The 26773-nt window shown below is 57.8% G+C and carries 24 protein-coding genes and 1 pseudogene; 19 read left to right on the top strand and 6 right to left on the bottom strand.

Annotated elements, in window-relative coordinates; all coding sequences use genetic code 11:
• The first annotated feature begins 483 nt into the window (after window positions 1-483).
• The 19 genes and pseudogenes from XH90_RS38350 (at window position 484) to argE (ending at window position 22423) form a co-directional block, all read left to right on the top strand.
• Window positions 484-1359: an ABC transporter substrate-binding protein gene (locus tag XH90_RS38350; protein ID WP_128929531.1), complete on the top strand. Its 876-nt coding sequence runs from the start codon at window positions 484-486 to the stop codon at window positions 1357-1359.
• A complete protein-coding gene (locus tag XH90_RS38345; RefSeq protein ID WP_128955168.1) occupies window positions 1356-2246 on the top strand; it encodes an amino acid ABC transporter permease in 891 nt (296 codons plus the stop codon). Before XH90_RS38350 ends, XH90_RS38345 begins: the two co-directional genes overlap by 4 nt.
• Window positions 2243-3010 (top strand): amino acid ABC transporter ATP-binding protein, encoded by a 768-nt coding sequence (locus XH90_RS38340; RefSeq protein ID WP_128929533.1) that lies wholly within the window; start codon window positions 2243-2245, stop codon window positions 3008-3010. Before XH90_RS38345 ends, XH90_RS38340 begins: the two co-directional genes overlap by 4 nt.
• Window positions 3011-3055: 45 nt before the next feature.
• Complete coding sequence (locus XH90_RS38335) at window positions 3056-4405, top strand: LLM class flavin-dependent oxidoreductase (RefSeq protein WP_128929534.1); 1350 nt, start codon at window positions 3056-3058, stop codon at window positions 4403-4405.
• A 199-nt stretch (window positions 4406-4604) separates the two neighbouring features.
• Window positions 4605-5540 carry a LysR substrate-binding domain-containing protein gene (locus tag XH90_RS38330; protein ID WP_128929535.1) on the top strand — a complete coding sequence of 312 codons (936 nt, stop codon included), beginning with the start codon at window positions 4605-4607 and terminating at the stop codon, window positions 5538-5540.
• Between the two features lie 238 nt (window positions 5541-5778).
• Window positions 5779-7374: a hydantoinase B/oxoprolinase family protein gene (locus XH90_RS38325; protein ID WP_128929536.1), complete on the top strand. Its 1596-nt coding sequence runs from the start codon at window positions 5779-5781 to the stop codon at window positions 7372-7374.
• Window positions 7375-7391: 17 nt separating this feature from the next.
• A complete protein-coding gene (locus tag XH90_RS38320) occupies window positions 7392-9515 on the top strand; it encodes a hydantoinase/oxoprolinase family protein (RefSeq protein WP_128929537.1) in 2124 nt (707 codons plus the stop codon).
• Window positions 9516-9865: 350 nt separating this feature from the next.
• Entirely contained in the window at window positions 9866-10339 is a 474-nt protein-coding gene (locus XH90_RS40095) for a transposase (RefSeq protein WP_128929538.1), read from the top strand.
• Window positions 10336-10690: pseudogene (gene tnpB, locus XH90_RS38310) on the top strand (IS66 family insertion sequence element accessory protein TnpB). The gene XH90_RS40095 and the pseudogene tnpB overlap by 4 nt, the downstream one beginning before the upstream one ends.
• A gap of 50 nt (window positions 10691-10740) precedes the next feature.
• The gene (locus XH90_RS38305; RefSeq protein ID WP_128929539.1) at window positions 10741-12300 is read left to right on the top strand and encodes an IS66 family transposase; all 1560 of its coding nucleotides are present in this window, start codon (window positions 10741-10743) and stop codon (window positions 12298-12300) included.
• The gene (locus tag XH90_RS38300) at window positions 12297-12923 is read left to right on the top strand and encodes a UPF0149 family protein (protein ID WP_232995571.1); all 627 of its coding nucleotides are present in this window, start codon (window positions 12297-12299) and stop codon (window positions 12921-12923) included. Before XH90_RS38305 ends, XH90_RS38300 begins: the two co-directional genes overlap by 4 nt.
• A 486-nt stretch (window positions 12924-13409) precedes the next feature.
• A complete protein-coding gene (locus tag XH90_RS38295; RefSeq protein WP_128929540.1) occupies window positions 13410-13904 on the top strand; it encodes a flavin reductase family protein in 495 nt (164 codons plus the stop codon).
• 14 nt (window positions 13905-13918) lie between these two features.
• Entirely contained in the window at window positions 13919-15355 is a 1437-nt protein-coding gene (locus XH90_RS38290) for an NAD-dependent succinate-semialdehyde dehydrogenase (RefSeq protein ID WP_128955169.1), read from the top strand.
• Between the two features lie 47 nt (window positions 15356-15402).
• Entirely contained in the window at window positions 15403-16674 is a 1272-nt protein-coding gene (locus XH90_RS38285; protein WP_128929542.1) for a hypothetical protein, read from the top strand.
• Window positions 16675-16917: 243 nt separating this feature from the next.
• Entirely contained in the window at window positions 16918-18177 is a 1260-nt protein-coding gene (locus XH90_RS38280; protein ID WP_128929543.1) for a Glu/Leu/Phe/Val dehydrogenase, read from the top strand.
• A gap of 328 nt (window positions 18178-18505) precedes the next feature.
• Complete coding sequence (locus tag XH90_RS38275; RefSeq protein WP_128930144.1) at window positions 18506-19795, top strand: NAD(P)/FAD-dependent oxidoreductase; 1290 nt, start codon at window positions 18506-18508, stop codon at window positions 19793-19795.
• A 64-nt stretch (window positions 19796-19859) separates the two neighbouring features.
• Window positions 19860-20276 carry a RidA family protein gene (locus XH90_RS38270; protein ID WP_128930145.1) on the top strand — a complete coding sequence of 139 codons (417 nt, stop codon included), beginning with the start codon at window positions 19860-19862 and terminating at the stop codon, window positions 20274-20276.
• Between the two features lie 4 nt (window positions 20277-20280).
• The gene (locus XH90_RS38265; protein WP_128929544.1) at window positions 20281-20955 is read left to right on the top strand and encodes a DUF1028 domain-containing protein; all 675 of its coding nucleotides are present in this window, start codon (window positions 20281-20283) and stop codon (window positions 20953-20955) included.
• 304 nt (window positions 20956-21259) lie between these two features.
• Entirely contained in the window at window positions 21260-22423 is a 1164-nt protein-coding gene (gene argE / locus XH90_RS38260; RefSeq protein WP_128955170.1) for an acetylornithine deacetylase, read from the top strand.
• A gap of 459 nt (window positions 22424-22882) precedes the next feature.
• Here argE and XH90_RS38255 read toward each other — a convergent pair whose 3' ends face one another.
• The 6 genes from XH90_RS38255 to XH90_RS38230 form a co-directional block, all read right to left on the bottom strand.
• Window positions 22883-23038 (bottom strand): hypothetical protein, encoded by a 156-nt coding sequence (locus tag XH90_RS38255; RefSeq protein ID WP_164934241.1) that lies wholly within the window; start codon window positions 23036-23038, stop codon window positions 22883-22885.
• Complete coding sequence (locus XH90_RS40090; protein ID WP_367401020.1) at window positions 23039-23224, bottom strand: hypothetical protein; 186 nt, start codon at window positions 23222-23224, stop codon at window positions 23039-23041. It abuts the gene before it with no gap.
• A gap of 75 nt (window positions 23225-23299) precedes the next feature.
• Complete coding sequence (locus tag XH90_RS40085; RefSeq protein WP_128929546.1) at window positions 23300-23539, bottom strand: SDR family NAD(P)-dependent oxidoreductase; 240 nt, start codon at window positions 23537-23539, stop codon at window positions 23300-23302.
• Between the two features lie 84 nt (window positions 23540-23623).
• Window positions 23624-24643 (bottom strand): Ldh family oxidoreductase, encoded by a 1020-nt coding sequence (locus XH90_RS38240; RefSeq protein ID WP_164939084.1) that lies wholly within the window; start codon window positions 24641-24643, stop codon window positions 23624-23626.
• A gap of 16 nt (window positions 24644-24659) precedes the next feature.
• Window positions 24660-25718, bottom strand: coding sequence for a ketopantoate reductase family protein (locus XH90_RS38235; protein WP_164934239.1), 1059 nt, complete (start codon window positions 25716-25718; stop codon window positions 24660-24662).
• 35 nt (window positions 25719-25753) lie between these two features.
• A complete protein-coding gene (locus XH90_RS38230) occupies window positions 25754-26728 on the bottom strand; it encodes a flavin reductase (protein WP_128929549.1) in 975 nt (324 codons plus the stop codon).
• Window positions 26729-26773: the final 45 nt, after the last annotated feature.

The raw sequence follows: 26773 nt of genomic DNA, 5'->3' as shown, positions 1-26773 counted from the left end.
CGCCCATGCCGTTGCCATCGCGCAGGTGTCACGGAAAGAGCACCTCCCTTTCCCGCTCCGGAGCTCTAATAATGGAGACCGCCATCGAGACTGCCGCTCAGCGGTTCGCGAGGCCCCGCAACGCACAATCAATGGATGGCGCGTTTTGTCCTAGCATGGGCCATTTTTTGTGCTGAGGGTCGGCCTATGCCTTGGATGCATACTGACCTTGATAGAATGAATTTGATCCAAAATAGCCCGCCCCTTAGCGTTGCTAATTAGCACCGTCGAGCTGTGGCGGCAGGAAAGCAACACTTTACGAGTTGCGAAACTGCCGCCCAGCTTCCCGTGTCGAGCCCAAGCACGCTTCGCGGTTTGCCGTGCTGGCCAATGGAAGACGTCGGTGCCGCGTCATTGAGGTCTAATTTCCTACCCTCAACAGCACGCGGCCGAGTGAAACACGTGCCCCTGAAGGCAAGGGCTACCAATAGGGAGGAGAAATAGATGGGACCGTGGCGAGTAAACGGGTTCACCAGTCAAATCGCGAAAGTTGTTGCCCTATCAGCAATTGTAGGGCTTTCCATTGCCTCCTGGAGGGTAGTGAGTGCAGCAGAGATCCAGGTGCCCGACGCAGTCAAAACGGCGGGAGTCCTGCGCATGGGTCTCAGCAATGCATTGCCACCGCTGCAGTTCAAGGATCCGGAGACGGGCGAATTCAGAGGGATGAATGTAGATATTGGCCGGGAAATCGCAGCACGTTTGGGCGTCAAGGCCGAATTCAATGAAATGCTATTTGCGCAGTACATCCCGTCACTGCAGACCGGTCGGATCGATATCATCATGGGTGGACTTAGCGACCTCCCTGAACGTCATTCCATTATGGAGATGGTCGATTACTTCAGGGATTTCTATCAGGTCTACGCACTTTCCAATTCTCAGCTAAAGGAGTTGTCCGATCTTTGCGGTAAGCGGGCCGGCGCCATTCGGTCCACTGTTTGGTACAAAGTGATGCTTGCAAAGAGCGAGTCGGACTGCGTTCAGAAGGGAATGCCGGCTGTGAAGTTGATTGGCACCGAATCAACGCCAGATACGCGGCTGCAGCTAACGCAAGGCCGAATTGATGCAGCACTGCAGGGCTTCGTCGAGGTTCCTTACATGATTGCGGAGTCCAAAGGCCTTTACAAGACGATCGGCGAGCCCTTCGCGCCAGAATTCAAGGCAATTGGTGTGCGTAAGGGCGATGTCGCGCTGCGTGACGCGATCGCCGACGCTCTGGATGCGATGATTAAGGACGGCACTTATGCAAAGATCCTGGCTAGATATCAGTTGAGCAAACTCGCTATTTCGGAAGTATATCTAAATTCGGAACCGCGAAAATGAGCGCGGTGTCAAACAAGCCTGTACGATCGAGCAGCGGTTCCTCCACTCTCTTTTCACGGCCCGATCTGTCGTTGGTCGAGATCGTGCCGCCGCGTTACGTCGGCCGCTGGATAATGGGCGTACTAGTTCTTGGTCTGTTGGTCCTTATTGTAAGGGCCTTCGCTAACGCGCAGATCGAATGGAACGTTGTTGCCAAATACTTAGCGGCGCCTACAATTCTCGCGGGCTTCTGGCATACGATGATCTTGTCCGTGCTGGCGATGATTGTCGGTGTCGCGCTCGGCTTGGCTATCTCGATTATGCGAATGTCGGATAATCCGCTCCTAGTCATCGTCGCATTTGGCTACCAATGGTTCTTTCGCGGGACGCCGGTAATCCTCCAGCTTCTGATTTGGTATAATCTAGCCTTAATCATCCCAGTCATCGGCATTCCCGGTCTGTGGACGGCCCCGACTGTCGATGTCATCACGCCCTTTTGGGCCGCGCTGCTTGGCCTTGGCATCAATCAGGGTGCCTATACCTCGGAGGTCATTCGCGCCGGAATCCTCTCGGTTGATGCGGGCCAGCACGAAGCGGCACAGTCGATTGGCATGACCCGTCTACACGCGCTCTGGAGAATCGTCCTACCTCAAGCAATGCGCGTGATAGTTCCGCCGATTGGTAACGAGTTTATTGGAATGGTAAAAATGACGTCACTCGCCAGCGTGATCCAGTACACCGATTTACTTTACAGCGCACAGAACGTGTACTTCGTCAATCAGCGCGTGATTGAGCTACTGATCGTAGCAGGCGCTTGGTATCTCCTCGCTGTCTCCATTCTCACGCCGCTTCAGTTGCTGCTCGAATGGCGGTTCGCGCGGGGAACATCTGTCGTGAGGGTCCGATGACCAAGCCTTTGCTCTCAATGAGAAGAGTTAAGAAGCGGTATGGAAATCTACAAGTTCTGGACGGCGTCTCCCTCGACGTCATGCCCAATGAAGTAGTGTGTTTGATCGGCTCATCAGGCTCAGGCAAAACGACGCTCTTGAGATGTATTAATCAACTGGTTTCCGTCGACTCAGGACATATCTGGATAGACGACGAAATCGTGGGCTATCGCCAAGTGGGGTCGCAATTGCGGCCACTAGGCGGTGCGGAACTCGCCCGCCAGCGGACGAAGACCGCGATGGTGTTTCAACGATTTAATCTCTTTCCCCATATGACTGCTCTTGACAATGTCATTGAGGGACCCGTGCGTGTCTTAAAGCGCAATAAGGCTGACGTCGTTTGTGAGGCGGAAGCCCTCCTAGCACGCGTAGGCTTATCCGAGAAGCGTAACGCGTACCCTTCCAGCCTGTCTGGCGGCCAGCAACAACGTGTGGCCATCGCGCGGGCTATGGCTATGCACCCGCGCCTTATGCTCTTCGACGAGCCGACATCTGCACTCGATCCTGAACTCGTTGCCGAAGTCCTCGCGGCGATGAAGGAATTGGCACGCACCGGCATGACTATGGTGGTCGTTACGCACGAACTTGGATTTGCGAGCGAGGTCGCAGATCGCGTGATCTTTATGGAACAAGGCCAAATCGCAGAAGAAGGCACTGCCCGAGAGGTTCTTATGCACCCCAAGGGCGCAAGGACCAAAGAGTTCATTTCGGCGGTGCTCGATTAACACGCAGCATCTCTACATACGACCAGAGAGGAATTGAGGAACGAAATGGCAAAGGAAATCGCTTTCGCCGCACTCATACATGCAGCCGGTAGCGCAAGTGCCGCGTGGCGCCATCCAGATACGGATCCAAAGAAGGCGTTGAGTCTTCAGTACTACACAGAGCTCGCAAAGCTATGTGAAGCAGGCCGCTTCGATCTGATGTTTCTAGCGGACAGTCCGGGCGTTGATGTCGACAATCTCCACGCAATGGCGCAATGGCCACGCGGGCAAAACGTACTTGAGCCCTTGACGCTTCTCTCTGCGCTAGCTGCGAGCACAGAAGAGCTTGGCCTCGGCGCCACGGTATCTGCGAGCTTCACTGAGCCGTTTAATATCGCCCGGCAATTCGCATCGCTCGATCACCTTTCGGGAGGGCGAGCAGCGTGGAACGTTGTGACGACTGCAAACCAGTATTCATGCCGCAACTATGGCTATAAGACGATGCCGCCACACGACGAGCGCTATGCCAGAGCCAGAGAAGCCCTGGAGGTGGTCCGAGCTTACTGGGATACTTGGGACGATGATGCCTTCATCTTCGACAAGGCAAGAGCTATGAACTTCGATCCGAACCGATTTCACCACGTTCGATACGAAGGGAAACATTTCAAGGTACAAGGCGGACTCAATATTGCACGTGCTCCGCAGGGGCAACCCGTCATTATCCAGGCGGGCGCGTCCTCGGTGGGTAGGGAATTTGCCGCAGAAACCGCTGAGGTCGTCTTCGGAACGGGCGCAACTCTTGAGGAGGCTGCGTCCCTCTACAAGGATATCAAAAGCAGGATGGCGAAGTACCGCCGTGATCCTTCCGAACTTAAGGTACTCGCCGGCTTCCGCGCGATGGTCGGTTCAACCGAAGCAGAAGCGAAGGAAAAGCTTCGCCTACTAAACAGTGTGATGCCGATTGAAGCCAAGGTCGCGTATGTCAGTACGGACCTTGAAGTCGACCTGTCGAAGCTGCCACTGGACGAACTCGTTCCCGAACAGATGATCCCGACTTCCTCAAACCTTCATCAGGGTTATTTCAATATACTTGCGGACATGATCCGATCGCGTAAATTCACGCTAAGGGAGATTGCACAGCGCTACGAACGCGGATTCGAGATTTTCTGTGGCACTCCAAGCCAGATCGCCGACGAGATGGAACGTTGGATCGACAATGAAGCTGGAGATGGGTTTATGATAACGTTCCCTTACATGCCGACCTGCCTGGAAGATTTTGTGTCGATGGTAGTCCCCGTGCTCCAGGAACGCGGACTTATGCGCAAAAGCTACCGCGGCAAGACACTTCGCGAAAACCTCGGGTTACGCTATCCCAAAAACGTCAATACGAAACGTCCAGCTACAGGCGTTCCATAAGAGATCTCGTGGCGCGCCGCCTTTGTCGAGCCTTTCAATGCGCATACAAAAGGGCCGCGGTGCAACAAAGCGCCGCGGCCTTTCTTATTGTGGGAGCTGAAGTTCATCCGTCGAACGACTTGACGCATGGCCGAGAATACCATTTGATTTATTCGAATCGGGCTTATGCATCTAAAATGTAAATTTGTTTGGGCGGCATATGGCTAGAGCGCTCAGTTCCCGCGAGATCGATGCGTTTCGGGCTATGATGCAATGTGGGACAACGCTTGCCGCAGCCGAAATTCTAAATACAACGCAACCGTCGGTGAGCCGGCTGTTGGCGCAAGCGCAAGACGCTGTGAAATTTCGACTGTTCGATTATCGACGGGGCCGTTTGGTTCCAACCCCTGAAGCCAAAATGCTCTTTGAAATCGTCCAAAAGCACTATCTTGGCTTGGAAACGATACAGCAAGCCGCTGAAAGTATCAGGTCATCCGGCACCGGCCTATTGCGCATCGCTGCCACTCCGTCCCTGGCTATGGGCGTTATTCCAACGATCATGAAGGCATTCCGGCAGTCTAGCCCCGGTGTGAGCATCAACCTTCAGACGGGAGGGTCGCTGCAGATCAGAGACGGGCTCCTCAATGGCATTTATGATGTTGGCCTGACGACGAGCGGAGCTCATTTCCGAACAGGAGAGTTCGAAATCGAGGTGTGTGACGAATCTGAGGCCCTATGTGCGGTCTGCGCAAACAGCCCGCTTGCTTCGAAGAAGGAGGTTGCGGTCTCTGATTTTCAAGAGGCAACGCTGCTCACTCTCAATCGTGGAGACGATCTAAGTGATTTGTGGCGTCAGACACTCGCGCAGCACGGCGTGAAACCCTCGTCCGAGATCGAGGTCACCTATTCGGCGATCCTCTGTTCGCTCGCCGCCGCCGACCTTGGCATCGGCGTCGTAAGTCCCTACATCAAACCGCTTATTTCCGATAACGTTCGATTTGTTCGTATTTCGCCGAGAATCTCGGTTAAGATGTTCGCAATCTTTCCGGGACATCTTGTGAAGTCATCGCTGTCGCAGCGTTTCACGCGTAGCTTGAAGGAAACGTTCCTGCACAACGACCCCCATGTCGTGAAGTGCGGCGACTGCACGGAGTAAGCCCCCTAGCGGGATTTCGGATCGAGCTAGGCAACTCTCGCGGGCCGACGTGCCCGCCAAACAATCCCAATGCTATATCACCCGCGTATAGAGCGTGCAGCAAGAAGAATTGGCTGACGCGTTTAGCCTGACTTAATGTCCCGCAGAATGCCCGAGCTGGTGCGACTGTCGCGCAGCGCTTCGTGGGCGAGTGCAAGACCGTAGGGCAAGGCCGCGGGCGCTCCAAGGAGACTGACACGTGCTTGATGCAATCCAGCTTGAATTGATTTGGCGAAGGCTGATTTCTCTGACTGAAGAGGCCGCTACGACGCTGCTGCGTACCTCCTTCTCATCCGTCGTTCGCGAGTCTAATGATTTTGCGTGCGTTCTCATGGATGCCGAAGGACGCTCGTTAGCGCAACCCGCTAACAGCATTCCATCCTTTATCGGTACCGTTCCGCGGACGGTTCGTGGCTTTCTCAAACAGTTTCCACATGAGACCCTCTCCGAGGGCGATATCCTGATCACCAACGATGTCTGGCTTGGCACCGGCCATCTGCCCGATATCACGGTAGCCAAGCCCATTTTCTTGAATGGCAATATTGTTGCGTTCGCTGGGTCGGTCACGCACGCTCCTGACATTGGTGGACGCATCCGTTCTGCCGATGCACGCGAGGTGTACGAGGAGGGATTCCAAATCCCAATGATGAAGGTGGTTGAGGCGGGTCGAATGAACCGCACATTTGAAAGCCTGCTTCGCCAGAACGTTCGTACGCCAGATCAGACGGTAGGCGACCTTTATGCGCAGTTTTCTGCACTGCATCTGATGGAGGTGCGCCTCATTTCTTTGCTAAAGGAGTGGGAGCTCCGTTCATTCTCCGAAGTGTCTCAACAGATCCGCGGTCGGACGGAAGCCGCGATGCGGCGTGCGATTTCCGCAATACCGGATGGCGTCTATCATGCCACCGCCGTCAGCGATGGATTTGAAAATAGCATCGTGTTGCGGATGGCGCTTAAAGTTCATGGTGATGAAATCGAGGTTGATTACCGAGGTACAGATCCTCAAGTGCAGCGCTCCATCAACGTCTGCGCTGCTTATACGACGGCATACACTGCCTATGGAATCAAAGCCGTTCTTACGCCCGACACGCCAAACAATGACGGTGCGTTGGAACCGCTCAATATTCATGCACCTCTTGGCTCAATTCTTAATTCAAAGCCGCCCGCAGCGGGCGGGGCACGCGCACTTATCGGACATTTCCTGCCGGCGATGGTCTTGCGTGCGCTGTCACAAGTCGTGCCGGAGAGAGTCATCTCCGACGTCGGCTCACCTCTCTGGTGCGTAAACCTGGCCGGCGTCAAAGAGGATGGAAAGACTTTCGCTAACTTATTCTTCCTGAACGGAGGCTATGGGGCCAGCGCGGCCTCGGACGGCGCAAGCGTGTTGTCTTGGCCGAGCAACATTTCCTCCACGCCCGTCGAGGTGCTGGAACGAACCGCGCCGATCAGAATTTGCCACCGCCGAATCCGATCGCGGACAGCGGGCAGCGGTCGGTTCACAGGGGGGGCTGGGCAGGAGTTTCTCTTCGAGAATCTAAATAAAGGGCCTACCATAATTTCCTTTATGGCTGAACGAACTAAGCCAGAAGCTGTGGCGAATGGCTTAGCAGGCGGCGATCCCGGCGCTGCCGGTGAGATCCAGATCAACACCGTTCGGGTTGATCCCAAGATACAACACACTATCGACTTTGGTGCCCGCGTTCTGCTGCGCACACCTGGCGCTGGCGGATTTGGTGTTCCGATCCGCGCTCAGGAAGCGCTGGCCGAAGCCGATGGCGCCAAAGATTTTGTATAAGAAGGGTTAGATCCGATATGTACTCGCTTGGTATCGATATTGGCGGCACGTTCACCGACATTGTCCTCTATTGCACTGATGATGGTCGCGTTGTCGCACACAAGGAGCTGACGACGCCCCATGATCCAACAATTGGAGCCCTCGCCGGCGTAAAGCAGGTCGTTAACGCCAGCGGCACCGATCCCGATCAGATTGGTCGCGTGGTCCATGCGACAACGTTGTTCACTAACGCTCTCATCGAGCGTCGTGGCGCAAGGACCGGATTGATCACAACGAGCGGCTTTAGGGATACGCTCGACTTACAGCGGGAGTTTAAATACGATCTGTATGATCTATTTCTGAAATTGCCAAAACCATTGATTGAGCAGGATGATCGCGTTGAAGTTAATGAACGCACCTTGTTCAACGGGCACATCCAGCATCCACTCAACGAAGACGAACTTCTAATAAAAACACGCCGGCTGCTCGACAGGGGCGTCACTTCGCTGGCAGTTTCATTCTTGCATTCATATGCCAATGGGACAAATGAACTGCGAGCCAAGAGCCTAATCGAGCGGCATTTCCCACAAGTCCAACTGTCGATCTCGTCCGAGGTCTGCCCACAAATCCGGGAGTACGAACGAACGTCAACGACCGCCGCGAACGCGTATATCAAGCCCATTGCAGACAAATATTTGCGTGAACTCGAGGTGCAGCTAAAGGCCTTTGGAATACCAGGAGCACTTTTCATGATGCTCTCAAACGGCGGATTGACGCATATCGAGGAAGCGCGCCGTACGCCGATCGAACTGTTGGAGTCGGGGCCGGCTGCTGGCACATTGGTGGCCGCGTATTTCGGCAAACGCTCCGGATTTGACAATGTGCTTGCCTTCGACATGGGCGGGACAACTGCAAAGCTTGGCGTGATTGAGAACGGCGAGCCCCTGATCGCGTATCAGTTTGAAGCGGCTCGCCAGAAGCGGTTCGCCCCAGGAAGCGGATTGCCGGTGAACATCTCGACTGTTGAGCTTATCGAAATCGGTGCGGGCGGCGGGAGCATCGCACATGTTGATGAGCTAGGAATGCTCAAGGTGGGGCCGCAAAGTGCGGGATCGCGACCTGGCCCCGCCTGCTACCCGAACGGCGGAACTGCGCCAACGGTTACCGATGCAAACGTTGTTTCGGGGGCGATTGACGTTGATAACTTTGCCGGTGGCACTATGGTTTTGCGCCGCGGAGCTGCAGAGGCGGCGCTCACAGGCGTCGGGCACGCCATAGAGATGCCATTCATCAAAGTGGCGAATGGCATTCAGGCCATTGTTAACGAGACGATGGCAGCCGCCGCGCGTGTCCATGTTGCTGAGCGAGGCCACGATATAACTAAGTACAAGCTCATCGTGACGGGCGGTGGCGGCCCGATGCACGGTTGTGACGTCGCCAGACGTCTCGGCATCAAACAGGTTATCTGTCCGCCGAATGCTGGCGTCGCGTCGGCACTCGGCTTGTTGATTGCACCCGCGCGTGTTGATCGCTCGAGAACGCTTGGCGCCCTGCTGGGATCGATGGAAATCGAGAAACTCGAAGCAGCCTTCAGGCGCCTGGAAGACGACACAAGGCGCGTGATTGCGCAGGCCAGATCTCCGCACAGTACACTTCAGATGGAGCGCCGCGCCGACATTCGCTTTGTGGGCCAAGGGTCGGAGCTGGTAACAGGACTGCCCGTTGGACCCTACAGCGAGAGCGAACGTGAAACTATTCGCGCTGCGTTCATCCAGACCTATAAAGGTATCTTCGGCGATATCATACCCGATCTTGATCTTGAGATTATGAACATCCGTGTAACCCTGAAAGAAGTACGAGAACCCGCGAAACTTGGTCGGATGGAAGACCCTCCTCGCTCGGAGGGATCTCGCTATCGACCCGTGTATGATGATGCAACTCGCGCTTGGGTTAAAGTCCCAGTTCTTCGACGATCGGAACTCGGGATTGCAGGATCGATCGAAGGCCCGGCCCTTTTGGATGAGCAATCATCAACACTAGTTGTGCCGCGCGGGAGCCGCATGACGTTGGACGCCTCTGGCAATGTCATTGTTCAGCTCAGGGATGATGGTGACAGTGTTACCGTTCCAGTAGCAGAGCACGCCACCGAAATCGGGGCGTAGGGCTCTAATATGCAGGCCTGTCACGTCACGGCAGTCGCGTGGCGCCGCAGGATGTCATGCCGGGAGGCCTTCGGATCTCGAAGTCAACCAAGGCGCGAGGCAAGCTCTCGGATGGAAACGATCATACTCGCCCCCTCAGTCGCGTTCGTATGCATGCTCTAGCGACACCACCGGGCGGCAACGCGCGAGCCAGGAGGTGTCGAGCACGATCCGCCGATCGATCGGCGGTGTTGTGCGGTAGAACGGTTTTCTACCGTTGCCCTTCTGTAACCGGCATGAGCCCCCCACCTGGGCATCGCGCGAATGAGCTGCGATACAGCCTGGCATGAACTGTTTTTTGGAGGTGGGCTATGGCAGATGCCATGCATGAAGCCAGGCTTGATGCCAGGCAGGAAAGCGGCTCCTATCGTCGGATCGAGGTGATCACAGGGCAGCGTCGACGACGGCGCTGGACGGCTGAAGAGAAGGCTCGGATCGTGGCCGAGAGCTTCGAGGAAGGGGCCAATATTTCCGAGGTCGCTCGGCGCCATGGCGTTGTCCGTGGGTTGCTGACGGTGTGGCGGCGCAAGTTCGCGACGGCAGTGAGCTTTCAGGCGCCAGGCTTCGTGCCGGTCCGGATCGCTTCCGAGAGCGGTCCGGCGACGGCAGACGAGTCGGACCGGTTAGCGTGCGCGCATAAGGTGCCGCCGCAGATGGCATCGGCTCCAGGCAAGCTTGGCGGAATGATCGAGATCGAGCTGGGCGGGGCACGCATCCGGGTCGAGCCCGGAGTGGAGCTGGCGACGCTTTCGACAGTGCTATCGGCGCTTCGGGGCATCCGTTGATTGCATTACGGTCTGACCTCAAGGTGGTGCTGGCGGCACAGCCAGTCGACTTTCGCAAGTCGGTGCACACGCTGTCGGCGCTGGTGAGCGAAGCGTTGCACGCGAACCTCGTATTGCGGCGACATCTTCGTGTTCCGCAGCAAGCGCGCGGACAGAGTGAAGCTTCTGGCATGGGATGGTAGCGGCATGGTGCTGGTGACGAAGTGGCTGCACCAGGGACACTTCACCTGGCCGCCGGTCCGCGACGGCGTGGTGCATCTGAGTGCGACACAACTCGCGATGCTGCTCGACGGACTTGAGTGGACGCGTGTTTCACACAAGCCTGTGAAGCAGCCGGCCGTTGTCGGCTGAGAGGCGAAGATTTTGCTGGAGCCTGTGATGGGCGGATATATCGTTCGATCATGGCGATTCGTCCCGAAGCTCTTCCGACCGATGCAGCGGCTCTGGCCGAGATGGTGCTCGCGCTTGACGCCGAGAACGAGAAGCTACGTGTGGCGATGCAGACGCTGAAGGAGATGATCTTCGGCAAGCGCTCAGAGCGGCTGGCGGCGATCGTGGCCGAGCAGCTCGCGCTCGAACTGGACGATCTCGCGACTGGCGTCACATCACCTGCGCCAGCCAACGACGATTTGCCTGCGACGAAGCCGGCTGGGAAGCCGCGCAAGAAGGCGAGGCGCAACATCGGCGCGCTACCCAAGCATTTGCCTCGCTGCGAGCAGGTGCTCGAGCCAGACACGACAGCGTGCCCGTGCTGCCAGGGCCTTCTGCACCGGATCGGCGAGGATGTGAGCGAGGTACTGGACGTGATCCCGGCGATCCTGCGGGTACTGCGCACGATTCGTCCCAAATACGCCTGCCGCGGCTGCACCGACGGCGTGGTGCAGGCGAAGGTGCTGCCGCGTCTGATCGACAGCGGCATGGCATCGACGGCACTCGTGGCTCACGTGGTGATCTCGAAGTTCGCCTGGTATCTGCCGCTGTACCGCCAGGTGCAGATCCTGGCCGGTCAGGGCCTTCATCTCGACCGCGCGACGCTCGCCGGCTGGGTGAAGCGTGCGGCATGGTGGCTTAAGAGTCTTTATGAGCTTCAGCTGCGGACGATCCAGGCTTCGCCGCGGCTGTTCTGCGACGAGACGCCGATGCCGGTGCTCGATCCCGGACGACATCGCACTCGTATCTGCCAGTTCTGGGCGCATGCGATGGATGATCGCCCATGGGGTGGCCCATCGCCGCCGGCGGTCGCCTATGTGTTTGCGGATGGCCGCGGCACCGAGGAGATCGCCGGGCAATTGGCCGGCTTCTCCGGCATTCTGCAGGTGGATGGCTATGCCGCCTACAAAGCGCTTGCCCGCGGTCAAGGCGGGGCGATCCAGCTGGCTTTTTGTCTCGCGCATGCCCGACGCAAATTCGTCGAGGTGTACAAGACGATGCAGTCGCCGTTCGCTCACGAAGTGATCGAGCGCCTGCAAGCGGTCTACGCCATCGAGGCCGAGATCCGTGGCTTGAGCGCCGAACAGCGGCTTGCCGCCCGCCGCACCAGGTCCGCACCGCTGATGGAGGTGCTGAAGGCGCGACTGACCTCGATGCTCGACCACCTGTTCTCCCAATCGAAGCTAGTGGAGGCCATCAACTATACGCTCAATCACTGGGACGGACTGACGCTATTTCTCCGCGATGGCCGCGTCGAGGTCGACAGCAACACCGTCGAGCGTTCAATGCGCCCGATTGCGATGGGGCGCCGTAACTCATTGTTCAGCGGCAGCGAGGGCGGCGCCGAGAGCTGGGCAATCCTTGCGTCGCTGGTCAATACGGCAAAGCTCCACGAACTCGATCCGCAGGCCTATCTGGCCGATGTGCTGGAGCGCATCGTCTCCGGTCAGACCAAGAGCCACCAGCTGCACGAACTTCTCCCCTGGAACTGGAAGGCGACCCGCGAGCTCAGCGCACGGGTGGCCGCATGACCCGCCGCCGCCGTTCATCATCTTCATCATCGATGGCGGCAGCCGCGATGCCGCTCGACGAACTTGAGCCTTGGCTACAGGCTCGTGCCGAGCAGCATCCCGTCGCCACCAGTCTTCCCATGCTCGACGGCTATGTCGCCGCGATCGTGGCCGGGCCGGTGTCGATGAGTCCGCTCGACTGGATCTGTCCGCTGCTCGCCATCGACGCCGACGCATTCAACCATGGCGGCACGCCGGAGTTCGCCGCGATTTCGGCCGTCGCGCTGCGCCACAACGACATCAGTAATGTTCTTTCCACCGCACCACATCGGTTCGCACCGGTCCATGGCCGCAAGCCGAATGGCGACGTTGATGCGCGGCCGTGGTGTCAGGGATTCCATGCCGCCATGCGGTTGCGACTATCAGCCTGGGGCCCACTGCTCGACGTCAGCAACATACACCACGGCTTGCTCCTGCCCATCCTGCTGCATTGCGTCGACGATCAAGGGCGTCCACTGCTTGGACCACCAAGGAAAGGCCGCGAGACCGAGGAATTCCTGCGCAACGCCCATGCCGACATTCCGGACGTCGTCGAGGCCATGCGTCAGTACTGGATGCCGACCCGCTACGCTCGCACAGGCTGATCACTGCAGACGTGGGAGCTCATACCGGTTACGCCCTTCTGTGCGTCCCTCCCGAACTCGGCCGCCAGCCTCAGAGGTCGGCGCTCCTTTTTTCTGAGGAGTGAATGGCTACCGTCGCGGTTTGAGAGCGGCTTGGCTCGAGGATGAACGGATTCTGCGTAGGGGACTCCGAAGCATCGTCGCCTGGTCATCGTGACCGTTGGAGACCACCGGGCTGCCTAACACAGCTGGCATTTGAGGCGCCCGTGACCACGGATGAGTGGCGTTGGTAGGAGTATAATCAACGGTCAATGGCAATCAGCGCGCTGCGCGCCGCGCGCGGAACATGCGAGTTTGGTGCAACTATGCCTGATCCGAATACATGCCTTCAGTATCTCAATTGGATGAAGGCCAATGGCAATGATACGTCTTTGTTCGCTGTGGACGGGGCCGTCCTTCGCCACCGCTATCATGCTTTCGCTGGTACCTCAAAGGAGGGTCCATTAGATGATCGATGCAGGTCGCGCCATTGCCACAGCGACGCCCGAAACATTTCGAGAAGTGTCGCGGAAGTGGGCCTCTGGAATCGCCGTCGTAACTGCAGTCGATAGTCACGGAGCGCTTTTCGGCACCACGATGAGCGCCGTCGTCAGCCTATCGATCAGCCCCCTGCAATACCTGATATGCATCGACAGAAAGTCGAACTCGCTCCCCGCCATCACTTCGACAGGGTGGTTTTGCATCAACATGCTCTCCTCATCCCAAGAGCGCATTGCGATGACGTTTGCAAAGAAGGGGACAGATAAGTTTTCGGCGATTTCCTATCGAGAAGGTCTAAATCGATTACCAATTATCCAGGACGTCGCCTCATATATTATCTGTCACCTGAACAGCAGCTTTGATGGCGGCGATCACGTCATAATCGTTGGCGATGTCATCGAGATCGGTCTCCACGATGCGTCTCCGCTGGTCTATTTGAATGGACGCTTTAATAACGGATGACTTGCGGGGAACACATGAAATATGAGAATACGCTCCTCTTTATTGACGGAGAATGGTGCTCCGGCTCTGAGAAGCAAACGATCCCGATCTTTAATCCAGCAACTGACGAGGAGATCGGTCACGTCGCTAAGGCGACGGTGGCCGATCTCGACCGTGCAGCTGCGTCCGCCGAGAAGGCGTTCCATGTTTGGCGGAGAACGCCCGCGGTGGAACGCGGAGTTACGCTACGTAAGGCAGCTGGCCTGCTCCGCGATCGACTAGAGTCCATCGCCCATGTTCTCACCTTGGAGCAAGGTAAGCCTCTTTTGGAAGCGCGAGCGGAGATCGCGAGTTGCGCCGATGCCTTCGAATGGGCTGCTGAAGAGGGAAGGCGGCTCTATGGGCGCGTGATACCGTCGCGTGCAGCAGGCGTTGCGCAATATGTCGTACGTGCTCCAGTAGGCCCGGTTGCTGCGTTCACCCCGTGGAATTTCCCCGCGAGCCAAGTCGCGAAGAAGCTTGCTCCAGCGTTGGCTGCCGGATGCTCCGTGATCGTCAAGGCCTCGGAAGAGGTGCCACGATCTGCCGCGGCAATCATCACGTCACTTGTCGATGCTGGCATTCCAACAGGTGTTGTCCAGCTCGCATACGGCACTCCCGATGAAATATCGCGGCACCTGATTGCCCACCCGGCGATTCGGAAGATCTCCTTCACCGGCTCTGTTCCGGTTGGAAAACATCTAGCTGCGCTCTCGGGCGAGCAGATGAAGAGGACGACGATGGAACTCGGCGGGCATGGGCCGGCGATTGTCTTCAAAGACGCCGACATATCCTCAGCCGCGGCGCTGCTCGTTTCAGGCAAGTATCGCAACGCCGGTCAAACCTGCGCCGCGCCGACGCGGTTTATGGTACACAACGATGTTTATCATGAGTTCGTCGCAGCTTTTGTTGAAAAGACACAATCGCTTGTCGTTGGCAACGGTCTGGATGCGACAACGCAGATGGGCCCCCTCGCGAACGAACGCAGAGGGAAACTCTTCGATCAATTTGTGGACGACGCGAGGCAGCGAGGCGCAAAGCTCATGTGCGGCGGCGAGAGCTTATTTACTCGCGGAACATTCAGGCAGCCAACAGTACTTGCGAATGTCGATCCATCGATGCGAGTCATGAACGATGAGCCATTCTGCCCAATCGCGCTCATTAGCGGCTTTGACAATCCAAATGAAGCTGTTGCAGAGGCTAACCGATTGCCCTTCGGGCTCGCCGGATATGCCTTCACGGAATCATCGGCGAACGCTCAGTTCCTGGCGGAGAATCTTGAGGTCGGTATGCTCAGCATCAACCACCTGGGCCTTGCCTTGCCGGAAACGCCCTTTGGCGGCGTCAAAGAGTCTGGGTACGGTTCCGAGGGTGGCCTAGAATCAACTGAAGGCTATCTCAATACCAGATTCATCACCAATAAGGCCTACTAGGCGTCATGCCATTTGGGCAATCGACCACGACGACTCTGTGAGGAGCAATGTCCCCTTCAACTATCAACGAAAGAGTCAGCATCACACGACTTGGTGGTCAGGATTACAACTTCTTTTTTGGTTACTATAATAAGACGCCGTGGGACGGGCAGGGTCGCCTTATCCTAGGCCACCAAGTCGATGAACCTAACTTCCGCATTGGCAGAAATAGCGGCTGCAATGTCGGTTATTTTGATGAAGCGCGTGAGTTTCGGCTGGTTGATCGAACCCAAGCCTGGAACTGGCAAATGGGGAGCCAACTACAATGGCTCACCGGCATGCCTGGCCGTAACATAATCTACAATATTCGTACGTCGCACGACGCGGGTGGCCCGTATCCCAACATCGGTGCGCGGATTACCGACGTGGATACGGGGCGCACTCGCGATCTCAATATCCCGATTTACGTCGTAGCCGCGAACAGCAAATTCGCGATGTGCATTGACTATCGACGTCTCTACAAAACGCATGAGACGATCGGCTACTGCGCACTCGCGGGACGGCTTCCACTGGATAATGCACCGGACGATGATGGCATTTGGCGCCTCGACATTGCAAGCGGCGACTCGACACTCGTTGTCAGTTACCGCCAACTTTACGAGCTTGCTCATAAGCCATCCATGGATAAGGCAATTCATTGGGTGAGCCATATTGAGATAAATCCGTCATCAACACGTGTGCTCTTCCTTCACCGATGGACAGAGCGTGTTGAAGACGAGACCTGCTTCTTGCATCGCTTGATCACAATGGATCCGGATGGAAGCAACTTACGTCTCCTTGAATGCTCTGATCATCCATTGCCGCAGCTGGCTCGGCGGTTCGATTCAAAGGCCGTAGGTACCTACGACTACGAAAAGTCCGAATACCAGATCTCTCACCCGTTATGGCGGGATGATAGCAGCATCGTCGTCTGGGGACCTCACGCCGGACGTATAAACTATCAGGTTTACCAAGACGCGCACAATGGCTTAGTCCAGACTATTGGCGACGGCCTCCTAAGAGAGAACGGACACATGTCCTATTCACCTGTGAATATGCGCTGGCTTTTGAGCGATACGTATCCGCATTCCGAGACCAACCTGCGTGATCTCTTCCTTTTCGATGCCAACAATGAAGTCCGGCTCGACCTCGGAAGCTTTTATACTGATCCAACTCTGGCTAAAGAGAACCGGTGTGATCTTCACCCAAGGTGGAGCCGCGATGGGAAGTGCGTTTGCATCGACTCCTATCACGAGAGACGGAGGCGAATGTACACAATTGATGTCTCCGCTCTCGTGTAGTGCTTGTTGTTTTCCCTATCCAGCGACAGCAGGTGTCTAAAAGCAAGGGAACGTTGTTTTCCGCAAGGCATCCGTCCAAGGGCATTTCGACCTACCTTGAGCGCTCAGCTCATCGAATCTCGTTGAAATTCAGCATAACGACCTCGCTGAAGGGGCTTGCTTGCCTCTTACAGCGGCGGGAATACTTCGAATGGTAGCTATCCGCCGTCCGATCCGGTTTCGATCGAGTACAATGGAGCAAACGTGACCACATACAGTGGACCTGTCTTTGACATGGCCGTACAACAGTTCGAAGTGATCGCTGATCACCTGTCTGTGCCGCAGGACGCGAGGGCGCGCTTGTTAATACCAAAGCGCGCGATCACTGTATCTTGTCCTATTCATCGAGACGACGGCACGACGGCGGTTTTTGAAGGGTATCGAGTTCAGCATCACCTCACGCTAGGACCTACGAAAGGCGGCACGCGCTTCGCGGCTAGTGTGGACCTCGGCGAGGTTGCTGCGCTTGCGATCTGGATGAGTTGGAAGTGCGCCCTAACCGGCTTGCCCTATGGTGGCGCCAAGGGCGGCATCAGCGTCGATCCATCGAATCTATCAAGGCGCGAACTAGAGGCATTATCACGCCGCTACATGCAGGAGATGATCCCCTTCGTTGGCCCTCACACTGATGTCATGGCCCCCGATATGGGGACCAACGAGCAGGTGATGGCGTGGTTTATGGACACCTATTCGATGTATCAGGGCCGGACCGTGACGGAGATCGTTACCGGTAAACCGGTCAGCGCCGGAGGGACATTGGGACGCCGCGAGGCGACAGGGCGGGGCGTCGCGCATCTGACGCGCCGCGTGATGAACGAACAGGGCATCAATCTGAACCATGCAACGGCTGCTGTGCAGGGCTTCGGAAATGTCGGCTCGATCGCCGCACTTGAGCTTCACCATATGGGCGTTAAAGTGATCGCCGTCAGCGACCACACCGGCGCGCTCTACTGCGCTTCCGGCCTCAACATTCCAGAACTCGTGGTACATGCGGCAACACATGGCAGTCTCTCGGGGTATTCGAGTGAACTAGCCTTCGATCCGCAGGAAGTCCTCACGCTGTCTTGTGATGTTCTTGTGCCAGCCGCGATGGAGCGGGTCATCGACGCTGCTGTCGCCACGAAGCTGCGTTGCCGTATTGTCGCTGAAGGGGCCAATGGGCCGACGACACCGGAAGCCGATCTGGTTCTTACGCAGCGACAGAATGAGATCTTCCTGATCCCGGATATTCTGTGCAATTCCGGCGGGGTAGTGGTGAGCTATTTCGAATGGGTGCAGGATCTGCAACAACTCTTCTGGGAAGAGGAGGAAGTAGTACGACGCGAATACCAGATTCTCGATCGAGCGTTCGATCGGATGGTGGCGAGGGCGAGCCGCGACAAGGTGTTCAATCGCACGGCGGCCATGGCCATAGGCGTCGAGCGGGTGCGGGGCGCCAAGAATACGCGAGGTCTATTTCCATGAGGGACGGCCTGGTCGGATTCCGTGATGTATTTGCCCGAACCCGCAATGGTTCACATCGAGCCTTATTAGCGCCGGCGAGCCGCAATGGCCACAACCTGAATGGGATGGCGGTTGTATCAAGCGCACGGATAGTCGCTAATTCCATAGCGGTATGATGCCATCATGTTGCAACTCCGCGCTCAGTTTCAGAACAGCTTCTGCGGCGCATAGATGCAGGCCTAAGCGCTCCGACATAATCCCACATGATCATGCTCGCCTCCAAACTCTCGAACCGGATTTCCTCCATGTTCGACGCGATCACTCAATCGAATTAGAAATGGATACAGAGATGTCATTAGAAGTAGTAGATACGATCGTGATCGGAGCCGGTCAGGCAGGGCTGGCTATGAGTGAACATCTGACTTCGGCTGGTATTCCTCACGTCGTCTTGGAAAGGCACCGGATCGCGGAGAGATGGCGAACAGCCCGGTGGGACTCGCTGGTGGCTAATGGTCCCGCGTGGCATGACCGTTTCCCCGGCCTAACATTTCAGACGCACCCTGATGCGTTCCCGGGTAAGGAGGAGATCGCGGACTATTTCGTTGCCTACGCAAAGAAGATTGCCGCGCCGGTGCGCTGTGGGGTGGAGGTTACGGCCGTACAACGGAACGAGGGACGATTGGGCTTTCGAGTGGAAACCTCGCAAGGGACGTTGGAGGCAAATAACGTAGTTGCAGCGATCGGTCCATTCCAGATTCCGACAATACCTCAAGTAGTACCGCAGGACATTGGAGTCGTCCAAATTCACTCGAGCGACTACCGAAACCCGGAGCAGTTGCCTAGAGGGGCCGTGTTGGTTGTTGGCGCAGGATCTTCCGGAAGCCAGATCGCAGACGAACTTCTGCGCTCTGATCGGAAGGTCTATCTCTCCGTGGGCCCCCACGAACGCCCCCCGCGCTCCTACCGCGGCTACGACTTCTGCTGGTGGCTCGGCGTCTTGGGAAAGTGGGATAATGAAGCAAGAGTTCGCGGTACCGAGCACGTAACGATCTCCGTCAGTGGGGCCCGTGGGGGATACACGGTCGACTTCAGGAAGCTCGCCGCAGACGGAATGATGCTTGTTGGCTCAACTGAAGCGTTCGAGGCAGGCAACGTAACGTTTGCCAGTGATCTCGCGAAGAATGTCGCGATGGGTGACGCCTCGCTCTTCACTCTGTTGGATGAGGCCGATGAATACGTTAGGCGGAATGGACTTGCACTTCCGGAGGAGCCTGAAGCGCGCAGGTTACTCCCGGACCCGGACTGCCTAATGAATCCGCAGCGTGAGCTCAATCTAAAGACTGCCGGCGTGAATACGATCATCTGGGCGACGGGCTTTTCGTCGGACTACAGCTGGCTTAAGGTCAAGGCCTTCGACGAGGCCGGAAAACCCGAACACCAACGTGGGGTATCCTCGGAGCCGGGCGTCTACTTTGTGGGCTTGCCTTGGCAATCTAGGCGAGGGTCCGCTTTTATCTGGGGTGTCTGGCATGACGCTAAATATATTGCTGATCGTATCTCTACTCGGCGGCGTTACCTGGAACATCACGTCGTAAAATCGGAGAAAGTTGATCCACGAAAAGCGACGGGAGGCCCCTAAGTTTTTTGGCGAAACAGTTCACCAGTTGGGGTTGCGGGTGCTGACACGTAAGAAGGAGCAAGAAGTGGCTCATAGGCGGATTCGGAAATTCAATACGAAACACACTTATCCGGAGCAGAAGCTCGACAATGATCTATGTCAGGCAGTGGTGACTAGCGGCGGAAAAATTATTTGGCTACGGGGCCAGTGCCCCCAGAGCTTGAATGACGCCGTCAACATCGACAGCCATGATCCTGTCGAGCAGACGCATAAGGTGATGCAGAATATTAAGCAACTCATCGAAGAAAGTGGCGGTAAGATTGAACATTTGGTCAAGGTTGTCGTTTACCTTACCGACGTGCGGCATCGGGAGGCCGTTTATCGAACGATGGGTCAGTACATAAAGGGCGTGCATCCCGTGTCCACAGGACTTGTTGTCCAAGCGTTGGCGCGACCTGAGTGGCTTGTTGAAATCGACGCCACAGCGGTGATACCCGAGTGAGCGTATGACGTTTTCCCTAGTTGCTCGGTGCGACCAGACTGGAATGTTCGGCGTAGCGATTTCGTCTTCATCTCCGGCTGTCGCTTCAAGGTGTTCATTCGCGCGAGCTGGTGTCGGCGCGGTCGCTTCGCAGAACGTAACTGATCCCTCGCTAGGACCATTGGCCTTGGATGCGATGGAGAGCGGCATGTCCGCGTGGGAAGCCGTCGAAGAAGTGAAACAACGTAGTCGATTTATCGAGTATCGCCAGCTACTGGCAGTTGACCGCGACGGAAATGCCGCTGTTTATTCAGGGCCCAATTCACTAGGCATATGGGCTCAGACGAGCGGAGAAAATGTCGCGGCCGGCGGCAATCTCCTAGCAAATGACGGAGTACCGCACGCAATTGTCGATGCATTCATTGGTTCGTCAGGGCATCTTGGTGACCGCCTGATTGCGTCACTAAGAGCCGGGTTGGCCGCCGGCGGGGAGGCCGGTCCGTTACACTCAGCCGGCATGAAGCTTGTTGACCAAGTCAGTTGGCCAGTCGTGGACCTGCGCTGCGACTGGACACAAGAGTGTCCGATCGAACTGCTCGTTTCTGCCTGGAAGGTCTACAAACCCCAACTTAACGCCTACGTGAAGCGCGCGCTTGATCCACGAGCGGCTCCTTCGTTCGGCGTCCCGGGTGACGAATAGCGCTCCGACGAGCGCTCGCCATTGGCCGCACCGCTCCCTTGATCGTCTTCATGACGCGGTGCCAGAGCACAGAGTAGATTGAGCTATACGCTTCAAGTCAGCAGTCTACGCAAACCCGCGGATGTTGACAGAAGACCCCTGAATTGTGGGCATTGGCAAATGTCGGGCAGATTGGGGTTAATTTTGTATCGACCTTTCATAGCGGAGATCTGATGCTGTCTCGGACAACCATGATGACGCTGTAGTCTGGCGACGAGCGAACGCTACGAACCTCAGAAGAACTGGAAAACTGAGCAAAATACAGATGGACAGCATCGCCATTATTCAGAGGTTGGTTGCGTTTCCGACCGTCAGCCAGGAATCAAACCTCAATTTGATTGACTTTGTCGTTCAGCTGCTTCGCGAAAACGGCGTGACCTGCCGTCTTGTCTATTCGCAGGACGGGCGAAAAGCGAGTTTGCTGGCTACGATCGGACCCGATGATCGGCCAGGCGCAATTCTCTCAGGTCATACGGACGTCGTTACGGCCGATGATCAGAGCTGGACCAAACCGCCATTTAGCGCCACACGACAAGACGGTAAGCTGTATGGTCGTGGAACTGCAGACATGAAAGGCTTTGTGGGCTGTGCCATTTCCGCCGCGCTTAAGGCGTCGAAGACACGCTTAAATGCGCCTCTCTACCTGGCACTATCATATGATGAAGAGATTGGCTGTGTAGGAGTGCGAGGTCTGCTTGACTCGATGGTGAATGAGCTGCAACGGCAATCTTTCTGTATCGTTGGTGAGCCAACAAATATGAACGTTGCAATCGGACACAAAGGCAAGGTTGCGGCTCGCGTTACTTGCGTTGGCCGGGAATGCCATTCCGCATTGGCGCCTACCGGGATAAACGCGATCCATTTGGGTTGCGAATTTGTCGAAGCCATCCGCAGAGAGCAAGCTAAGTTGTGCGACGAGGGCGCGCGGGATGCGAGCTACGAAATTCCGTATACAACGCTTCACGTCGGCACGATTAAATCGGGGGGAATGCTCAATATTGTGCCGAGCCGATGCGAGTTAGAGTTCGAGATCAGGAATGTCGCAGCGGAGATACCTGAGGAGATATTGAGTAGGCTGCGAACTAGAGCGAGTGAAATCGCCAATGGCGCAAGGACCATCGCGTCCGAAGCCGCTATAAATATTGATGTAGTCAACAGTTATCCCGGGCTCAATATCGCCTGCGACGCCCCGGTCGTCCATCTTGTCAAGTCTCTCACCGGTGACGCCAACGTGGTGAAGGTGCCATTCGGAACGGAAGCCGGCCTGTTTTTGCAGAGACTGGGGGTTCCAACGATCGTTTGCGGACCGGGGTCGATGCAGCAGGGTCACAAGCCGGATGAGTTTATCGAAATTGACCAGATTGACCGCTGCGACAAGATGTTAGATAGATTGATTGACCGACTAGCAAGCGGCCATGGCTTCCCCTGAGCGAGGCGTTGCGGCCCGATGCGGCAGGAACTCGCGCAACGATGTGACTTGCGCCCAGACATAGAGTGAGCCCGGGAGACCGCGGCGGTGAGATCGCCGAACTACCCCGCTAGACCATCACCCACTTGGGTGGCGCGGGAACCGAGCTGCCTGCGGGGTTGGACCAGCCGCTCCCGCCCGGCTGGGGCGAGACATAGGCTTCTTGGCACCACCGACCATCAAATCAGCACTCGAAGACTGCGAAGCTCGGACTGCTCAAAATCCAGCTCGCGAAGGATTTCAGCCGGCGTCCGCTCGAGGATATCGCCTCGCGAATCGCTGACGCCTGACGCGCTCTGCTCTGAACTCGACCGGACGCAAGACTGCAAGCTCAAGTTCAAAGGCGGGAGAGCTGTTGGCCACCGCCAACGTCGATATGAATGCCGATCGCATAAGGGATCTCTCCGCGAACAGGGAGGGTCACGGCCCGGCCGATCTCTTCAGGCCCCAGCGCGCCATTGGAATGCCGCCGGTGGCGATCAAATCGTCATAACGATCCTTCGCCGCGGCTGTCATCTCGGTGCGAATGATGACGAAGCTGTTCGCCTCACGACTGGCTTCCGAGCCTATCACCATCTACGACGTCAGGCCGGGTGTCATTCCAACGCCCGCCTTGCTGATACAACAGTCGGCCCTGTTTTCGCCGATGATCTCTGCATTCGCCGAGCCGATGAAGATCACCGATCCCGGGCGCCTTTCGACGAGGCCCAGGCACCTCCTCGCAAAACACTGTGTGAGGAAAAAGCCGGCACGAAGGTTGATGTCCAGCGTCCGATCGTAGCTTTCCGGCTCAAGGTCGAGGATATCCCCGCGCTGCAGTGCTGCAGTGAGCTTACGCTAGCATTGTTGACCAGGCAGGTGGCTCGCCGAGCTCTCCCGCAATCCGGGCCAGCAACGCATCGTTTCCCGATCTCGGAAAACATCGTATCTATAATACCGGTCGGGAGCCGGAATTGGCTCCTGCTCCAGATCCTCGGGACTCACGTGGGCGACGGTGAAATTGGCCTTACCGAGCGCGTCGGCGATTGCACGACCGATTCCACGCCCTGCGCCCGTAACGACCGCCACGTCCCTCATCGGTCGCGTCCTCCCACCGGCGCCGCCAGCGCACGAGACGGCCACCACAAACCGCACCTCGGAGCTCACCTGCGAACGATTGAACTAAGCTGGAAGTACCGCTCCGCCTTCTCGACCGAGTTCGGCAAGTTGTTCGAAGAGATTGCGCTCGATCGCGATCCCGACCTGGTCCGCTTGCGCGCGCAGTTCTGCCGCGCGCTCGCCGGGAATGCGGCCATTTCCTCCGACCGCTGCGAGATAGCGCTGCGTCCAAGCCTGCATGTTCTGATCGAAAGCATCTTTGCCGATGAGCGCCGCCGGATCGAACACGAAGCCGAAGGCGCCGACGCCGCCCGGGGCGCCGCCTTCCGACAACAGGGGCCTTGCCCCGGTCAGCACTCCCGCAAGCACTTCCACGATCATCGCCAGCGCGAGTCCCTTGTGACCGGCGGCCGGTAGGATCGAGCCGGCGAGCGCCGCGGTCGGGTCGGTCGTCGGCCGGCCCTCCGCGTCGATCGCCCAGCCTTCCGGGATCGGCAGGCCATCGCGTAGGGCGACGTGGATCTTGCCGCGCGCGACATTGCTCATCGCGAAGTCGATCAGCAGCGGTGGTCCGTCCGGCCTCGGCGCTGCAAATGCAATGGGATTGTTACCGATTGCCGGCCGCGTTGCGCCCCCGGGAGCCATCACCGGCTGGGTCACCTGCGACAGGAAGCCGACCCTGCCGCTTTCGGCGACGTCGAGCAGATGCGAGCCGACTGCGCCAAGATGTCCGGCGTTGCGGATCAAAAAGGGGACGAACGGTCGGGTCGGGCCAAGCGCATCCATCGCCAGTGCCAACGCCTTGGGGCCAACGATTTGTCCAAGCCCAAGATCGGCGTCGATTACCAACACCGTGCCATGCCAGCCGCATTTGATATCCGGCCTCGGGTTCAAGCCGCGGCGCGCGAGCTGGCGCCAATACGAGGGCAGACGCGCGATGCCATGGGTCCGTACGCCCGTGATGTCGGCGAGCAGCAGACGACGGGCTGCCAGCCTCGCGTCATCTTCGCCGAGTCCGGCCCGCGCGAAGATGGTTGCGACCCACGCTTCGAGCGGCGGCAGCAGCATGTTGATCGTCTCCATCGCCCGGCTTTCTATCTCAAATCTCGAACAGCAGCTCCGGGCGCGGGGTAACCTCGCCGCGTTCGACCTTGCGGACGATATCGACGATCCGCTCATGCGCCGGCGCTGCGCAGCCGGCCTCCTTCGCCTTGCGGACGATGAAGCCGTTGATCTCACCGATCTCGGTGCGCCGCCCCTTCTGGATATCCTGTGCCATCGAGGGACGCTGCAAATTGCTGCGCGCCTGCGAACCGGTTCCCTTCTGCATGTGCCGCTCGACCTCGGCCAGCGCCGTGGCGTCGCCTTCGGATGCCGAGCGTAGCAGGTTCGGCTCGATGCCCGTGATGTGCTCGAGGTCGAGGCCGAGCGACTGGCCGGTCCGGATCGCTTCGCCGCCGAGGCGGATGACGAGGCGGCGGATCACGGGATGGGCGTCGCGTTCGTTTCCGCTCATGCCGGTCGCGGCGCTGACGCCGTTGCGCATGCCGTTGACGCAGAGCTTCGACCAGCGCACGCCCCACAGATTGGTAGTGACGCCAGAGCCGTCGATCGGGGTAAACAGGGCGTGCAGCTCCTTCACGCGCGGCGTCACGCGCCCATGGACCTCACCGACGAGAATCGATTTGGTCTCGAAGTCGCGCGGCATGGTGCGACGGACGCAGCCCGGTTCATAGAGATCGACGGCGAAATTATTGCCGACGATGCAGCCGACCGTGCGTCCCCATCCGACGACGCCGGCGATGATCTCCTCGTTGATCGAATTCTGCGCCGAGACGACGTAGCCCTGCGGCGAGAGATACGGCCTGATGAGGGTCGTGCACCATTCGGTATCGTAGGATTTGCTGGAGATGATCGCGATATCGATCGGCCGCTGCCTCGAAAGGCTCTGCACCTCGGTGAGGTGCATCGTCGGGACCGAAACGATGCAGGTTTCCTCATCCCTCATGCCGGACAGATGCAGCCCGCGTTGGCGGATCGTCTCGATGTGCTCGGGCCAGGGATCGATCAGCGTGACGTCGTTGCCGGTGCGCGCCAAATGGCCGCCGAGATAGCTGCCGACAGCGCCGGCGCCGACGATTGCGATACGTTTCTTCATTACCATTGTTCCTTCGTCGTCGGCCTTGGTTCTTACTATGCCGTCGGTGCGCGGCGAACGAGCTTGTCGAGAACGTGCCGGCAACTCGCGATCTCGCCGGGCGAAATGCCGGACAGTTCCTTTGCCTCGATTGCGCGGGCGCGCGCGTGTAGTGCGTGGTTGCGGTCGCGTCCCATGGCCGTGAGTGTCAAGCCGCCGCTAGCGTCGGCCTCGACGAGGCCCATGCGCACTAGCTCGTTCACGGTGCTCTCCGCGGCGTTGAGCCCGAGAAACAATTCAGGCAGCAAGCTCGCGAGCGTGCGTCCCGGCAACGTTTCGATCGCGGCCATCAACCGGCTCTGCAGGACGCTGAGACCTTCGGCATGGCGACCCTCGTCGAGCGCTGCCGAGAGCACGCCATGGGCACGATACATCAGCGCCGTCATGAACTCATTCATCGGGCCGCCGGCGTGCGCCTGTCCGGTCGCCTTCGACAGGTCGGTGGGATCGGCGAAGTCGGCGGCCATGCAATAGCGTCCTTGCGCAAACAGTAGCGGGCCGCGGTCGTGGCGCACGAAGCGTTCGACTTCACCCAGCATGATCAGATGATCGCCGCCGGGATATTCGGCCGCCTTGCGGCATTCGAAGCTGCACAGCGTTCCCTCGAGCAGCGGTGCGCCGCCGATGCCGCGCTTCCAGGAGACGCCCCCGAACTTGTCGCCGCCCGAGCGGCCAAAATGATTTGAGAGAGCGATCTGGTCGCTGGATAGAATGTTTACGGCGAAATGCGTGGCGACCTTGAAGGTCGGGAAGCTCTGGCTCGTTCGCTTGGCCGACCACAGCACGAGCGGTGGATCGAGCGAGACCGAGGAGAACGAGTTCGCCGTCATTCCGACGAGCTCGTCACCGTGAGCGGCGGTGACGACGGTCACGCCGGTCCCGAATTGGCCGAGGCAGCGCCGAAACGCGGCCGGATCTGCCTTGGGATCGCCGCTGTCGACGGCCGCGATGGTCGGGGAGAACTGCTGCATGGCGTGCACTCGGCCTTCTGGTCAGTCGCTCGGAGGTTGCTGCGA

The sequence above is a fragment of the Bradyrhizobium sp. CCBAU 53338 genome (assembly GCF_015291665.1).
GTDB lineage: Bacteria > Pseudomonadota > Alphaproteobacteria > Rhizobiales > Xanthobacteraceae > Bradyrhizobium.
The sequence above is the reverse complement of the archived record's forward strand: the minus strand, read 5'-3'. Positions and strand labels throughout refer to the sequence as shown.

Excerpts from the sequence above, each read along its gene's own strand:
- XH90_RS38240 (WP_164939084.1), bottom strand. The coding sequence starts at position 24,643 with ATGGAGACGATCAACATGCTGCTGCCGCCGCTCGAAGCGTGGGTCGCA.
- XH90_RS40085 (WP_128929546.1), bottom strand. The coding sequence starts at position 23,539 with ATGAGGGACGTGGCGGTCGTTACGGGCGCAGGGCGTGGAATCGGTCGT.
- XH90_RS38300 (WP_232995571.1), top strand. The coding sequence starts at position 12,297 with ATGACCCGCCGCCGCCGTTCATCATCTTCATCATCGATGGCGGCAGCC.
- XH90_RS38285 (WP_128929542.1), top strand. The coding sequence starts at position 15,403 with ATGTCCCCTTCAACTATCAACGAAAGAGTCAGCATCACACGACTTGGT.
- XH90_RS40095 (WP_128929538.1), top strand. The coding sequence starts at position 9,866 with ATGGCAGATGCCATGCATGAAGCCAGGCTTGATGCCAGGCAGGAAAGC.
- XH90_RS38230 (WP_128929549.1), bottom strand. The coding sequence starts at position 26,728 with ATGCAGCAGTTCTCCCCGACCATCGCGGCCGTCGACAGCGGCGATCCC.
- XH90_RS38265 (WP_128929544.1), top strand. The coding sequence starts at position 20,281 with ATGACGTTTTCCCTAGTTGCTCGGTGCGACCAGACTGGAATGTTCGGC.
- XH90_RS38235 (WP_164934239.1), bottom strand. The coding sequence starts at position 25,718 with ATGAAGAAACGTATCGCAATCGTCGGCGCCGGCGCTGTCGGCAGCTAT.
- XH90_RS38295 (WP_128929540.1), top strand. The coding sequence starts at position 13,410 with ATGATCGATGCAGGTCGCGCCATTGCCACAGCGACGCCCGAAACATTT.
- argE (WP_128955170.1), top strand. The coding sequence starts at position 21,260 with ATGGACAGCATCGCCATTATTCAGAGGTTGGTTGCGTTTCCGACCGTC.
- XH90_RS38290 (WP_128955169.1), top strand. The coding sequence starts at position 13,919 with ATGAAATATGAGAATACGCTCCTCTTTATTGACGGAGAATGGTGCTCC.
- XH90_RS38345 (WP_128955168.1), top strand. The coding sequence starts at position 1,356 with ATGAGCGCGGTGTCAAACAAGCCTGTACGATCGAGCAGCGGTTCCTCC.
- XH90_RS38335 (WP_128929534.1), top strand. The coding sequence starts at position 3,056 with ATGGCAAAGGAAATCGCTTTCGCCGCACTCATACATGCAGCCGGTAGC.
- XH90_RS38275 (WP_128930144.1), top strand. The coding sequence starts at position 18,506 with ATGTCATTAGAAGTAGTAGATACGATCGTGATCGGAGCCGGTCAGGCA.
- XH90_RS38330 (WP_128929535.1), top strand. The coding sequence starts at position 4,605 with ATGGCTAGAGCGCTCAGTTCCCGCGAGATCGATGCGTTTCGGGCTATG.
- XH90_RS38255 (WP_164934241.1), bottom strand. The coding sequence starts at position 23,038 with ATGGTGATAGGCTCGGAAGCCAGTCGTGAGGCGAACAGCTTCGTCATC.
- XH90_RS38340 (WP_128929533.1), top strand. The coding sequence starts at position 2,243 with ATGACCAAGCCTTTGCTCTCAATGAGAAGAGTTAAGAAGCGGTATGGA.
- XH90_RS38305 (WP_128929539.1), top strand. The coding sequence starts at position 10,741 with ATGGCGATTCGTCCCGAAGCTCTTCCGACCGATGCAGCGGCTCTGGCC.
- XH90_RS38320 (WP_128929537.1), top strand. The coding sequence starts at position 7,392 with ATGTACTCGCTTGGTATCGATATTGGCGGCACGTTCACCGACATTGTC.
- XH90_RS38350 (WP_128929531.1), top strand. The coding sequence starts at position 484 with ATGGGACCGTGGCGAGTAAACGGGTTCACCAGTCAAATCGCGAAAGTT.